Below are 12,865 nucleotides of genomic sequence, written 5' to 3' on the forward strand. Positions count from 1 at the left end.
GCCGCTGAAGTCATGCGGTGAACAGTAGCGCGTGCCCGTAGCGATATTGTGGGGCCTATGAGCACGCCCCGCCAGCACGTCGCCGCATCGGGCGGGAGCGGCGCCGCCCCGGGACCGAACGCCGGTTCCCCGCACGATCCGGTGCCGTTGTGGAACATCGCGAACATCCTGACGGTGCTGCGAATCGCGCTGGTCCCGGTCTTCCTGGTGTTGCTCTTCGTCGGCGACGGACACGACACCGGATGGCGTCTCGCGGCCACGGCCGTCTTCGCGATCGCGGCGGTCACCGACCGCATCGACGGACAGTTGGCACGCCGGTACGGCCTGGTGACCGACTTCGGAAAGCTCGCGGACCCCATCGCCGACAAGGCGCTGATCGGAGCCGCGCTCGTCGGATTGTCGCTGCTGGGAGACCTCACCTGGTGGGTCACCGCCGTCATCGCGGCTCGCGAACTCGGGATCACCGCGATGCGTTTCGCGGTGCTGCGGCACGGGGTCATCCCGGCCAGCAGGGGTGGCAAGGCCAAGACCTTCGTGCAGACCCTCGCCATCGGGATCTACCTGCTTCCGCTGCCGGACGCGATCGCGCCCGTGGCGGTGGCGATGATGGCCCTCGCCGTCGTGCTGACCGTCGTCACCGGACTCGACTACGTCGTGCAGGCGGTCCGCCTGCGGACAGCCGTGCGGACCGGTGAACACCCGCACGGCGACACCGGTGGCCGGACGTCGTAGTGACCACGCCCGACCCGCTCGTCTCGGCAACCCGCGCAGCGGACCTCGTCGCGGAACTGGCGGCGCGCGGCCAGACGGTCGCGACCGCGGAGTCGCTCACCGCCGGCCTGCTCTCGGCCACCATCGCCGGTGTGCCGGGCGCGAGCGCTGTTCTGCGTGGTGGGCTGATCGTGTACGCAACCGACCTGAAGGCGACTCTGGCCGACGTCGACGCCGGGAAACTCGCGCACGACGGGCCCGTCTCCGAATCCACCGCGGCAGCGCTCGCCGACGGCGCGCGCGTTCGATGCGGTGCCACCTGGGGGCTGGGACTGACGGGGGTCGCGGGTCCGGACGACCAGGACGGACGTCCACCCGGGACGGTGTATCTGGGCATCAGCGGCCCCGGCGGCACCGTGGTGAGCCGGCCGCAGGTGGCCGGAAGCCGGTGGGACATCCGGCTCGGATCGGTCGACGCCGCCGTGTCTGGGCTACTCGCCCGCCTACTCGCGACCTCGGCGTTGTAATCTCTGGACACCGCGTTCTCCAAGTTCGAACGGGGAGCGGGAACCTGGCAGCTCTCCGGGACGTTGTCGGGGTATAGGTACGAAGGACGAAGGAGGATGCGATGGCGCTGTTGCTACGCGAAGCACTAGGGGACAGCCTTCGGCGTACCCGTGTGTCGCAAAGCCGCACCCTGCGCGAAGTCTCCAGCAGCGCCAGGGTCAGCCTCGGATACCTCTCCGAGATCGAACGTGGGCGCAAGGAAGCGTCGAGTGAGCTTCTCGCGGCGATCTGCGACGCGCTCGCCGTCCCGCTCTCCGACGTCCTTTCCGACGTGAGCGAGTCGCTGGCAGACGCAGTTCCCCGGCGCAGTGGCATGAACGAACGGGTCGGCGAGGTCGGGATCTCCGAACTCGCGGGATCCGACGGGGTCGCGAGGGATTCTGCGCTCATTGCGCAGGAGACCAGAGTTGTGATCCCCGCACCGGCGGCGCGCGCGCTTGCTGCCGCCTAACATGGACTGAAGTGAAGATCGCTCCGGGTATCCGGCGCGGACGAGGACTTATCCCGGCTCGCCTCCAGCGGTGATCCGGGCTCGGCAGGTGGGACCGCCGGGACACGACCGGCAGGGCGGTCCGGAATCGGTGCGCGAGGGCCGCGCACCGGGTCGCGTTCGGCGCGGCGTACCAGATGGAGGCGGGATCACACCCATGGCTAATCCGTTCGTCAAGGGTTGGAAGTACCTGATGGCGCTTTTCAACTCCAAGATCGATGAGAAGGCCGATCCGAAGGTCCAGATTCAGCAGGCCATCGAGGATGCCCAGCGTCAGCACCAGGCTCTTTCGCAGCAGGCCGCCTCCGTCATCGGAAACCAGCGGCAGCTCGAGATGAAGCTCAATCGTCAGCTGGACGAAGTCGAGAAGCTCAATGCGAGTGCGCGCCAGGCCGTGATGATGGCGGACCAGGCCAACGCGGCGGGCGACACCGAGAAGGCCATCCAGTACACCAACGCCGCCGAGGCGTTCGCGGCGCAACTCGTCACCGCCGAGCAGTCGGTCGAGGACCTGAAGGTGCTGCACGATCAGTCCCTGCAGGCTGCGGCGCAAGCGAAGAAGGCTGTCGAGCAGAACGCGATGGCGCTGCAGCAGAAGGTGGCCGAGCGCACCAAGCTGCTCAGCCAGCTCGAGCAGGCAAAGATGCAGGAGCGGGTCAGCGAATCCTTGCGGTCGATGGATTCCACCCTGTCCGCCCCGGGCACCACGCCGAGCCTGGATGCGGTGCGCGAGAAGATCGAACGTCGCTACGCGAACGCGCTGGGTTCGGCCGAACTCGCCCAGAACACCGTGCAGGGGCGGATGCTCGAGGTCCAGCAGGCCACCGTCCAGATGGCCGGCCACAGCCGTCTCGAGCAGATCCGCGCCTCGATGAAGGGCGACGCACTGCCCGGTGCGCCCGCAACGCCCGCCGTCGACATCGGCAAGGAGCCGCCCGCGGCTGCAGGCAGCGCCGGCAGCCAGTAAAGCTCGCGAACCTGCCAGGAGCATGACATCGCTATGAACGCACCCGGAAGCGGCCGGGCCGGAAGCATTTCCGGCCCGGCCGCTGCCGCACTCAGAGACGCCACCGGTGCTGCGGTCGACGCCGCGCGCCGCTGGCGTGACCCCGCTGCGCGGCTTCGCCGGAAGAAGCGACGCGCACAGCGTCGCGCGCGGTTGTTCGGCGCAGCCGGCGGCACGGGTGGAATCGGAACGGCCACGCTCATCGCTGCGTCGGCGCCCGACTGGACGATCGTCGCGACCGGCGGAGCGACCGCCGCGTTCGTCGTGCCCGCGGTCATGGCGGTGCGAACATTCCGCCGGCTCGATGTTGTGCCGTTGCCGCCACCCGGACCGGGCCTGCGGAAGCTGCCACCCGCAGGGTCGGTGGCGCGTGCGCCTATGGAGCGACTGTCGGCCGACGAGCAGAGCCTGTACCGATTGCTCACCGTCCTCGCACGCTCTGGGGCGGTCGCGGCGGACGATCTCGAGGAGATCGGCGAAGCGGCGCGGGCGGCCTCCTCCGCGCTCGACGCGGTGGTCGAAGACGTCGTCGCTCTCGAAGCAGCTTCGCGGGGAAGTGCGGCCGCAGGTGCGCACCTCCACACAGCGATCAACGCAGCGGGTCAACGCATCGAATCGGGCGTCGACCAGTTCGAGGAACTCGTCGCGGCGGCGGCACGCCTGGCCGCCGCACCCGAGGGCAGCCGTTCCATGGCGCTGCTCGAACAGCATCGCGCCGAGTTGATCACCACTTCGGACAAGCTCGAAAGCTGGGCGCTGTCGTGGCAGGAGGTCGCTCGGATCGAGCGACCGTACCGCGACCGTCCCTGATCCCGACACTGCACACCGGGCCGGACGCGGCCGTCAGTCGTCGACGCCGCGGGCGGCGAGTGCTTCCCCCATCGCTTCGGCGGTCATGAGCGCCCCGACCACAACGGGGACGACGAGTGCGCGCAGCGAGAATCCGAGACCCCGGGCCTTCCGTGCTTCGGTCACCCGGGCGACGACCGCACCCAGCAGCGGAATCGCGCGGATCGTCATCACGAGGACGAGCCCGACGCGATCCGGATCGACGCCGACGCGACGCAGTGGGCGTGCGGCGGTGACGATGGCGTCGAGCATGTCGGTCATGCGGGTCGTCAGGGTGACGAGCGCGGCGAGTGCGACGGCCACGAACAGCGACCCGCAGATCACCACGGCGCGTTCCCATCCCGCGACGATCCACTGGAACGCGCCGACGAACGCGAGCATCCATACGATCGGCCGCAACTGGACCACGGTGAGCCGCAACGGTATCCGGGCTGTGAAATAGGCGATCACCGCAAGTGCCGCCGCCGGTAGAATCTGCCAGGGTTGCCGGATCCACAGGCTCAGCACGACGATCACCACCGCGGTGACCAGGAGTTTCGGCCCGGCGGGAAGCCGATGCAGTATCGACGACCCCGGGTGGTAGAGACCGAAGGTGTTCACCCGATCAACTGCCGGTAGTAGCCCAGGGCAGGCCGGGGCTCGTCGTCGGCGACGACGAGGCCCGAATCCACGACGAGGACGCGGTCGAAGTCGGTGAGCAGATCCAGATTGTGGGTCACGACCACCAGTTGCTGGCGGAGCGCGGCGAACGTCCGCGCGATCAGTTTGGTGTTGCGCAGGTCCAGCAACGTGGTGGGCTCGTCGGCCACCAGCACGTCCGGATCGGTGACCATGATCGCGGCCAGCGCGAGCAACTGCTTCTGGCCTCCCGAGAGCAGGTGACTGGGATGGTCATGGTGGCCCGAGAGACCGAACTCGCCGAGTACCTCCCGGACCCGGTCGGCGCGCTCCGCCTTGCCGAGTCCGCTGCGCCGCAGGGAGAAGGCCACATCTTCGGAGACCGTCGGCATCACGATCTGATGGTCGGGGTCGGTGAAGACGAACCCGACACGTTTGCGCACTTCCCGGCCCTTTTTCGCGGTGTCGAATCCGTCGACCGTCACGGACCCGGCCGAGGGCACCACGAGGCCGTTGATCATCCGGGCGAGTGTCGACTTGCCGCTGCCGTTCGCCCCCACGATCCCGACGCGCTGCTCGGTCAACGTCAGATCGATACCGTCGATGACGGTCCGGTCACCGTAGGAGTGACGGACCTGCCGGAAGCAGATTTCGCTCATCGACCGGGATGCTCCGTCCGTCAGTGGGTCGGATCGGCGGCAGGCCGCTGGGGGAGTCGCGCGGACAGTAGTGCCGGGTACGCACGATGCACCTGCGCAGCGACCGCGGCGGCGACGACCGCTTTGATCAGGTCACCGGGCAGGAAGGCGACGTTCGCGGCGGTCGCGGCCCACACCGTCAGGTCGGTGCGGAGCACCATACCGGCGATACCCAGGGCGTACAGCACGACGATGCCGCCGAGCACGTTCACGCCGACACCCAGAACCGTCCGGTACCGGGGGAGCATCCGCATGCTGAGCCAGCCGATCACCGCGACGGCGGGAATCCAGCCGATCAGGAAGCCGGCGGTGGGTCCGGCGAGGGAGGTGAGAGTCGTCCGGCCGCCGGCGAGGACGGGCAGGGCGAGACCGAGCACGATCACCGTCGTCACCGACAGCACGCCCTTGCGGGCGCCGAGAAGCGCACCTGCCAGCATCACACCGAGGGACTGCAGTGTGATGGGGACACCGGACGAACCGATGGTGATCTGGCCGGGCAGACCCAGCGCGATGATCAGAGCCGCGAACACAGCGATCTGCGCGAGATCGCGGGCAGGGATACGACGGGACGAGGACACGTATTCTCAGCCTTCTGACAGCGGGTCGGGAGCGACGGGATCGAACGTGTAGAGCGTAAGGGTCCGGGACGCTCCCTACGCGACCGCCCCTGCTCGGGGTGTACCCCCGAGCCCGCGGGCACGCGCTCTGCGGGTATCCCCTGATCTTTTCCTGATCTACGCGCTGACGTGGTGTTTTTCTGCCGCGTCGGGTGCAGGATCGGATGTGTAGGACAGAGACGGTGCCTCAGGTGCCAGGTGGGAGAAACCGATGTTCTGGAAGATCGTAGGAATGGTCGCGCTCGTGTGGATCGGCCTCGCGGTGATCGGCGCACTGTTCGACCACCTGTTCGGCATCCTCGTGCTCAGCGCGATCATCTTCGGCGGCTATCTGCTGTACAAGGCGATGTCGGGCAAGGACAGCAAAGACGACCTCAGTCGTTTCTGACCGCTCCGACGTGAAGTATCGGGCTGTGACCCGGCGGTACCCACCGCCGGGTCACGCTCGTGTTGTCTCCTCGTGCGCCCTCCGGGAGACCGCGCTCGGGTGGATAGTGGACGGATGGAACCCGTACCAGAGGACTGGCACCGCGGCGTCGTCGTGGTGGCGCATCCGGACGACATCGAATACGGAGCCGCCGCGGCGGTGGCGCGGTGGATCCGTCAGGGCAAGGACATCCGGTATGTCCTCGCGACGAGTGGTGAAGCGGGTATCGCCGGTGTGCCGCCGTCGCAGTCGGCACCGTTGCGCGAGGACGAGGAGCGGGAATCCGCACGAATCGTCGGGGTCGACTCGGTCGAATTCCTGGGGCATCCCGACGGGCGGCTCGTCGCCGGCCCGGAACTGCGGCGAGACATCGCGGCGGCGATCCGGCGGCACCGGCCGGAGATGGTCGTCACGCTCCACTTCGGAGCGACGTGGTTCCCCGGGGCACTCAACAGCGCCGACCATCGAATTCTCGGACTCAGCGTTCTCGACGCGGTGGCCGACGCCGCCAACGAGTGGATCTTTCCGGAGTTGACGCGGTACGGGCTCGAACCGTGGGCGCAGGTGCGCTGGATCGCAGTGAACACGACAGCGCCCACGCACGCGGTCGACGTCACGGACACCGTCGAGATCGCCGAACGTTCGCTCGCGGCGCACCGGCGCTATCTCGAAGCATTGAGTACGACGGACGTCGCAGAGCAGGCACGTGCCCAGCTGCAGATGGCCTCGCAGGCGCTACCCGGGTTCCCGGCCGAGCGTGCCGTCGGGTTCGCACTGTTCACCGTCGGGGGGTAGCGGCCGACCGGACGGATCGGCGTGTGGCAGTCTGATCAGCGTGCGAGTGGCTGTGGTAGCAGGACCCGATGCGGGGCACGCGATTCCGGCGATCGAATTGTCGCGCCGTTTCGCGGCCGCCGGTCACGAGGCGATTCTGTTCACCGGCGAGCGCTGGTTCGGTATCGACGTGCCGGGAGTCACGGTTGCGGAACTGAAGGGCCTTGCTCCGCGGGCCGCCGACGACGACTCCGACGCCGGATCGAAGATCCATGCACGCGCCGCTCACATCGCGACGGAGATGCTCCAGGACCTCAGTGCCCTGCTTCCCGACCTCGTGGTGTCCGACGTGATCACCTCCGGGGGAGGAATGGCTGCAGAGCGGCTGGGGATCCCCTGGGTCGAATTGTCGCCGCATCCGCTCTACCGGCCCTCTCGCGGGTTGCCGCCGGTCGGAAGCGGACTGGCCGTGGGCACCGGTCTGGCAGGACGGGCGCGGGACAGCATCCTCAGGGCGATGACCGCCCGGTCGGTACGTCAGGGCGACCGGGACCGGGCGGTCGCGCGGGTGGGCATCGGTCTGCCGGCGGAGGATCCCGGACCCAGGGCGCGGCTTGTCGCGACCGTGCCCGCGCTCGAGGTGCCCCGGCCCGACTGGCCCGTGAACGCCCATGTCGTGGGCCCGCTGCTGTGGGAACCCACCGACACGGTGCTCGAACCGCCACCGGGCACCGGGCCGTTGGTGATGGTGGCGCCGTCGACCGCCACGACCGGTGTGGTGGGAATGGTCGAGGCGGTGTGTGAAGGACTGGCCGGTGCGGGGATGAGGGTGGTGGCAACCATGCTCGAACCACCGCCGGGTTCGCTGCCGGACTGGGCGGTCGCGGGTCGGGGTCGTCAGGACGTGCTGCTCCGCGCCGCGGACGTGGTGGTGTGCGGCGGGGGACACGGAATGCTCGCGAAAGCGCTGAGCGCCGGAGTGCCCGCCGTGGTCGTCCCCGGTGAAGGTGACCAATGGGAACTGGCGAACCGGGCCGCCCGGCAGGGCAGCGCCGTGGTGGTGCGGCCGCTCGATGCGGGAGCGGTGCGGACCGCGGTGGACACCGTCCTGTCGAGGCCGGAGTTTGCGGCGGCCGCCCGTGCCGCGGCAGCGACCGCAGGAAGCGTCGAAGACCCGGTCGCCGTGTGTGAAGCCGTACTCCTCTGAACCCTATGTGGTGCAGCAGTCGAAATGCTGCCGGCAGATGCGGCGGCGTCCCGGTGGGGACGACTACCGTGGGGCGGGTGCGCTTGACGGAATTCCACGAGATGGTCAGAGACGAGTTCGGGCAGATGCACGGTGACGCCCTGCTGCGAGACCACGTGCTCCTCGAACTGGGCGGCCGTACCGCCGCCGAGGCGATCGAGGCGGGGCAGGAACCCCGGGAGGTGTGGCGGGCACTGTGCGAGGAGTTCGATGTGCCGCCCGTGCGGCGGTGACCGCAGGTCGGCGCACCCTGCAGGCACCCGAATCAGGGTATTCGAACAGATGTTCGTCTATGCTGGTGTGGCCGGACGGTGACGACGCCGTCCACACGAAGCGAATCCATCCACAGAAGAGACGTTCTGTGCTCGCCGCACCGAACTTGTCGGTACCGGCTTCTAACGTCGTCGACAAGCAGGACGAGATTCGATGAAGGGGACCAACATGGCAGCACAGACACACGATCGCGAAAAGGCGCTCGAACTCGCCCTCGCACAGATCGACAAGAATTTCGGCAAGGGTTCGGTGATGCGACTGGGGGAGGAAGCCCACCAGCCCATCGCCGTGATTCCGACGGGATCGATCGCCCTGGATGTCGCACTCGGCATCGGCGGTCTCCCGCGTGGTCGCGTCGTCGAGATCTACGGCCCGGAATCCTCGGGTAAGACGACGGTTGCGCTGCATGCGGTGGCCAACGCGCAGGCGAACGGCGGCCTCGCCGCGTTCATCGACGCCGAGCACGCCCTCGACCCGGAATATGCCCGCAACCTGGGCGTCGACACCGACGCGCTGCTGGTCTCCCAGCCCGACACGGGTGAGCAGGCGCTCGAGATCGCAGACATGCTCATTCGTTCCGGCGCTCTCGACATCATCGTGATCGACTCGGTGGCGGCTCTCGTACCGCGTGCCGAGATCGAAGGCGAGATGGGCGACAGCCACGTCGGCCTGCAGGCGCGTCTCATGAGCCAGGCCCTGCGCAAGATGACCGGTGCGCTCAGCAACTCCGGCACCACCGCGATCTTCATCAACCAGTTGCGCGAGAAGATCGGTGTGATGTTCGGCAGCCCGGAGACCACCACCGGTGGTAAGGCTCTGAAGTTCTACGCCTCGATTCGTCTCGACGTACGCCGGATCGAGACGCTCAAGGACGGCGGCGACGCCGTGGGCAACCGCACTCGCGTCAAGGTCGTCAAGAACAAGGTGTCGCCTCCGTTCAAGCAGGCAGAGTTCGACATCTTGTACGGGCAGGGCATCAGCAAGGAAGGTTCGCTGATCGACATGGGTGTCGAGCACGGCTTCATCCGCAAGTCGGGCTCCTGGTACACGTACGAGGGTGATCAGCTGGGGCAGGGCAAGGAAAACGCCCGCAAGTTCCTGCTCGAAAACACCGATGTGCGCGACGAGATCGAGAAGAAGATCAAGGAGAAGCTCCGCATCGGGGCGGTAGTGACCGCCGGAGAAGCCGAGGAACCGGCAGACTTCTAGACACTCGGTCTTCTAGAACACTCGGCCTTCTGGATACGACGCTCTCGGGCGTTCACGACGGTAGGGATCGACCGCCATGGTCGGTCCCTTCGTCGTATCCCCGGCCGGTGCCGTCCACCCGGACCGGTCGGTGCCCTCGTCTAGGGTCCGAACCATGGACGAGAGCAGTCGAGGGGGCGACCGGGGGAGTACCCGGCGCCGGAACAGTCGTGGTCCCCGCAACGACCGGGGCGCCGGCACAGAACCGGGTGGCGGCACCGAAGCTCAGGCGAAGGACGTGTGCCTTCGGCTGCTGACGGACCGTGCCCGCAGCCGCGCCGAACTCGCCACCAAGCTCGAGCAGAAGGGTTTCACCGCCGAGGTCGCCGAACGCACTCTCGATCGCCTCACGGAGGTCGGCCTGATCGACGACGCGGACTTTGCCGCGCAGTGGGCGCGATCGCGCCACCTGTACTCCGGAAGAGGCAAGCGGGCGATCGCGCTCGAGTTGCGACGCAAGGGCGTCGACGCCGAGGACGCCGAAGCGGCCCTCGACCAGATCGACAGCGACGACGAACGACAGCGCGCCGTCGAACTGGTCCGAAAGAAACTTCGTACCCAGCCGCCGCTGTCCACCGAGGGCGATCGGCGCGAACGTGCGCTCGAGCGCGACAAGGTGGTGCGGCGGCTGGTGGGAATGCTGGCCCGGCGCGGCTACCCGCAGGGGATGGCCTTCGACGTGGTCCGGGAGGAACTCGCGGCTCACGGTGCCGACACCGGCGATCTGTCCGCCGACTGAGGGGTTACCGCTTGTCGGTGATGTCCAGCCCCGGGACGGCCAGCACCGGGATGGTCTGCGGGCTCTCTGCGGGGACCGGGCCCTTCTTGTTGCGACCGGATCGCAGGCGCTTCTCGAGGCGCGTCGCGAACTGTGTCAGCGCACTGTTGAGGACGATCATGATCGCTGCCACAACGAGCAGCGACGGCAGGTAGTTGGAGAAGAACGAGCCGAGCTGCTGCCCGGACCGCACCACTTCGACATAACCGATGAGGTAGCCGAGGGCGGAGTCCTTCAGCGCGATCACCATCTGCGACACGATTGCCGGCAGCATCACGGTCACGGCCTGCGGAAGCAGGATCAGCCGCATGATCTGGTTCTTGCGCAGCCCGATCGCGGACGCGGCCTCGGTCTGACCCCGCGGGAGCGAGTTGATCCCGGCACGCACGATCTCGGCGATCACGGAACCGTTGTAGAGCGTCAGGCCGGTGATCACTGCCGCGAGGGCCAGGTAGTCGGACTTGAACACCCGGTACTCGGCGAAGACCTGGTACGCGAAGATCATCAGGATCAGGACCGGAACGGCCCGGAACAGTTCGACGATCGTCCCCGAGACGATCCGCACCCAGCGGTGATCCGAGAGCCGGGCGATACCGAGCACGGCACCGAGCACCAACGCCAGAACGATCGAGGCGGCCGCGGCGATGAGCGTGCCCCGGATGCCGGGCAGGAGATAGGTCGTCCAACTGCTCGCTTCGAGGAACGGCTCCCACTTCGCCGCGGTCAGCTGACCTTGGCTGTCGAGCGCCCGGTAGACGAACCACGCGGCGAGCAGCAGCAGTGCGACCACCACCACCGACAGGATCCGGTAGATCGCCTTGGCGCGGGGACCGGGCACGTCGTAGAGAACACTTCCGCGTGCACTCATCGTGCCACCTCGAATCGCTTGCTCAGCCAGCCGAAGATCAGGCCGGTGGGGAGGGTCAGGATCACGAAGCCGATTGCGAAGATGCCGCCGATGGCGAAGATCGCTGCCTCGTTCTCGATCATCGTCTTCATCAGCAGCGACGCCTCGGACACGCCGATCACCGACGCGATGGTCGAGTTCTTCGTCAGGGCGATCAGCACCGAGCCCAGCGGCGCGATCACCGCACGAAATGCCTGGGGCAGCACGATGAGCCGGAGGTTCTGCCCGAAGGTCAGGCCCAGGGACCGTCCCGCCTCGGACTGGCCGAGCGAGACGGTATTGATGCCCGAACGCAGGGATTCGCAGACGAACGCCGCGGTGTACACGGTCAACCCGAGCACGGCGAGGCGAAAGTTGTTGTCGACGAGGAAGGTCGGCGAGGACTCCGGCGCGAGCTTCACGCCGAGTGTCTGCGACAACCCGAACAGGCAGAAAATGATGATCAGCGTCAGTGGCGTATTACGGAAGATCGTGACGTACGCGGCACCGAGGGCCCTCGCGACAGGGATGGGGGAAACCCGCATGCCCGCGAGGATCGTTCCGAGTATCAGCGCGCCGATCGCCGACACGACCGTCAGCTGGATGGTGGTCCAGAACGCATCGAGCAGCTGGCTTCCGTACTTGCTCAACAGATCCACAGGTCAACTCCGGATCGAGGGGAGGGCGGTTGCCGGAGCTTCCCGGCCGGCTCGCGACGTCGTCGACGAACCGGCCGGGGAGTGCTTCGGCGGGGACTACCGGCACCGGGTCGAACCCGGTGCCGGGGTTAACTCAGTACCGGTCGACCTGCGGTGCCTCGGGGAGCGGGTAGCCCGATGCGCCGACCGTCTCCTGGAACGCAGCCTCCCACGCACCACTGGAGATCATCTCGTCGATCGCGTCGTTGATCGCGGTGCGCGACTCGTCGTCTCCGAGGGCCAGGCCGATGCCGTAACGCTCCTCGGTGAACGGCTCACCGACGACCTTGAACTCGCCGGGGCTCTGCGCGGCGTAACCGGCGAGAATGATGTCGTCGGTGGTCACCGCATCGACGGCGCCGTTGCGCAGTGCCTCGACGCACGCCGAATAGGTGTCGAATTCCTGCAGCTGGACGTCCTGTGCGTAGGTGTCCTTGACCTTCTGAGCCGGCGTCGATCCCGCGACCGAGCACAGGCGCTTGCCGCCGTTGAGCGACTCGGGTCCGGTGATGTCGGTGTTGTCCGCGCGCACCAGCAGCGACTGGCCGGCGACGAAGTACGGTCCGGCGAAGTCGACCTTCTCCTTGCGGGCGTCGGTGATGGAGTAGGTCGCGACGACGTAGTCGACCTCACCGTTCTGGATGAGGGTTTCGCGCTGCGCGGACGGCGATTCCTTGAACTCGATGTTGTCTTCGGAGACACCGAGCTGCTCGGCGACGTACTTCGCCACCTCCACGTCGAATCCGCTGAACGTGCCGTCGGGGTTGCGCAGACCCAGTCCCGGCTGATCGAACTTGATGCCGACGGTCAGGTTGCCGTTCTCGGCAGAGTTCGACACGCTGCGCGTCTCGTCGCCGCCGCAGGCCGTCGCGGTGACGGCAACGGCGAGGATGCCGATGCCCAGGCGGATCGAGCGGGACAGTTTCATCGAGTACCTCCGGTTGCGGGTGTCGTGCTGTGGAAAACGACGCGGACAGCT

Annotated in this window: 17 protein-coding genes; 11 read left to right on the forward strand and 6 right to left on the reverse strand. The window is 67.6% G+C overall.

What is annotated here, in order from left to right; genetic code table 11:
* Positions 1-57: 57 nt before the first annotated feature.
* The 5 genes from pgsA to pspM all read left to right on the forward strand — a co-directional run bounded on the left by pgsA (position 58) and on the right by pspM (position 3,584).
* Positions 58-732, forward strand: coding sequence for a CDP-diacylglycerol--glycerol-3-phosphate 3-phosphatidyltransferase (gene pgsA / locus AC0B44_RS03440; RefSeq protein WP_471901525.1), 675 nt, complete (start codon positions 58-60; stop codon positions 730-732).
* A complete protein-coding gene (locus AC0B44_RS03445) occupies positions 732-1,238 on the forward strand; it encodes a CinA family protein (protein WP_471901526.1) in 507 nt (168 codons plus the stop codon). The genes pgsA and AC0B44_RS03445 overlap by 1 nt, the downstream gene beginning before the upstream one ends.
* A 101-nt stretch (positions 1,239-1,339) precedes the next feature.
* On the forward strand, positions 1,340-1,729 hold the full coding sequence (locus AC0B44_RS03450; RefSeq protein ID WP_471901527.1) for a helix-turn-helix domain-containing protein: 390 nt from the start codon (positions 1,340-1,342) through the stop codon (positions 1,727-1,729).
* A gap of 196 nt (positions 1,730-1,925) precedes the next feature.
* On the forward strand, positions 1,926-2,735 hold the full coding sequence (locus AC0B44_RS03455) for a PspA/IM30 family protein (RefSeq protein ID WP_072698531.1): 810 nt from the start codon (positions 1,926-1,928) through the stop codon (positions 2,733-2,735).
* Positions 2,736-2,768: 33 nt separating this feature from the next.
* Positions 2,769-3,584: a phage shock envelope stress response protein PspM gene (gene pspM, locus AC0B44_RS03460; RefSeq protein ID WP_471901528.1), complete on the forward strand. Its 816-nt coding sequence runs from the start codon at positions 2,769-2,771 to the stop codon at positions 3,582-3,584.
* Positions 3,585-3,617: 33 nt separating this feature from the next.
* Here the strand turns inward: pspM and AC0B44_RS03465 are convergent, their stop codons facing one another.
* From AC0B44_RS03465 to AC0B44_RS03475, 3 genes are read right to left on the reverse strand one after another with little or no spacing between them, the layout of a single operon-like run.
* On the reverse strand, positions 3,618-4,223 hold the full coding sequence (locus AC0B44_RS03465) for an energy-coupling factor transporter transmembrane component T family protein (protein WP_471901529.1): 606 nt from the start codon (positions 4,221-4,223) through the stop codon (positions 3,618-3,620).
* Positions 4,220-4,900 carry an energy-coupling factor ABC transporter ATP-binding protein gene (locus AC0B44_RS03470; protein WP_471901530.1) on the reverse strand — a complete coding sequence of 227 codons (681 nt, stop codon included), beginning with the start codon at positions 4,898-4,900 and terminating at the stop codon, positions 4,220-4,222. Before AC0B44_RS03470 ends, AC0B44_RS03465 begins: the two co-directional genes overlap by 4 nt.
* 20 nt (positions 4,901-4,920) lie before the next feature.
* Complete coding sequence (locus AC0B44_RS03475; protein WP_471901531.1) at positions 4,921-5,517, reverse strand: biotin transporter BioY; 597 nt, start codon at positions 5,515-5,517, stop codon at positions 4,921-4,923.
* 250 nt (positions 5,518-5,767) lie between these two features.
* Between AC0B44_RS03475 and AC0B44_RS03480 the strand changes: the two genes are divergently transcribed.
* The 6 genes from AC0B44_RS03480 to recX all read left to right on the forward strand — a co-directional run bounded on the left by AC0B44_RS03480 (position 5,768) and on the right by recX (position 10,263).
* Positions 5,768-5,944 carry a hypothetical protein gene (locus AC0B44_RS03480; RefSeq protein WP_471901532.1) on the forward strand — a complete coding sequence of 59 codons (177 nt, stop codon included), beginning with the start codon at positions 5,768-5,770 and terminating at the stop codon, positions 5,942-5,944.
* A gap of 114 nt (positions 5,945-6,058) precedes the next feature.
* Positions 6,059-6,778, forward strand: coding sequence for a PIG-L deacetylase family protein (locus tag AC0B44_RS03485; protein ID WP_471901533.1), 720 nt, complete (start codon positions 6,059-6,061; stop codon positions 6,776-6,778).
* A 40-nt stretch (positions 6,779-6,818) separates the two neighbouring features.
* The gene (locus AC0B44_RS03490; protein ID WP_471901534.1) at positions 6,819-7,964 is read left to right on the forward strand and encodes a glycosyltransferase; all 1,146 of its coding nucleotides are present in this window, start codon (positions 6,819-6,821) and stop codon (positions 7,962-7,964) included.
* Positions 7,965-8,041: 77 nt separating this feature from the next.
* Positions 8,042-8,236: a DUF3046 domain-containing protein gene (locus AC0B44_RS03495; protein WP_471901535.1), complete on the forward strand. Its 195-nt coding sequence runs from the start codon at positions 8,042-8,044 to the stop codon at positions 8,234-8,236.
* Between the two features lie 208 nt (positions 8,237-8,444).
* Positions 8,445-9,485: a recombinase RecA gene (gene recA, locus AC0B44_RS03500; RefSeq protein ID WP_471901536.1), complete on the forward strand. Its 1,041-nt coding sequence runs from the start codon at positions 8,445-8,447 to the stop codon at positions 9,483-9,485.
* A 154-nt stretch (positions 9,486-9,639) separates the two neighbouring features.
* A complete protein-coding gene (gene recX, locus AC0B44_RS03505; RefSeq protein ID WP_471901537.1) occupies positions 9,640-10,263 on the forward strand; it encodes a recombination regulator RecX in 624 nt (207 codons plus the stop codon).
* 4 nt (positions 10,264-10,267) lie between these two features.
* Here recX and AC0B44_RS03510 read toward each other — a convergent pair whose 3' ends face one another.
* The 3 genes from AC0B44_RS03510 to AC0B44_RS03520 form a co-directional block, all read right to left on the reverse strand.
* Complete coding sequence (locus tag AC0B44_RS03510) at positions 10,268-11,170, reverse strand: amino acid ABC transporter permease (protein WP_471901538.1); 903 nt, start codon at positions 11,168-11,170, stop codon at positions 10,268-10,270.
* Entirely contained in the window at positions 11,167-11,847 is a 681-nt protein-coding gene (locus AC0B44_RS03515) for an amino acid ABC transporter permease (protein WP_471901539.1), read from the reverse strand. Before AC0B44_RS03515 ends, AC0B44_RS03510 begins: the two co-directional genes overlap by 4 nt.
* Before the next feature lie 133 nt (positions 11,848-11,980).
* Positions 11,981-12,814 (reverse strand): glutamate ABC transporter substrate-binding protein, encoded by an 834-nt coding sequence (locus AC0B44_RS03520; protein ID WP_471901540.1) that lies wholly within the window; start codon positions 12,812-12,814, stop codon positions 11,981-11,983.
* Positions 12,815-12,865 lie beyond the last annotated feature (51 nt).

The organism is Rhodococcus sp. NPDC019050 (assembly GCF_055664235.1).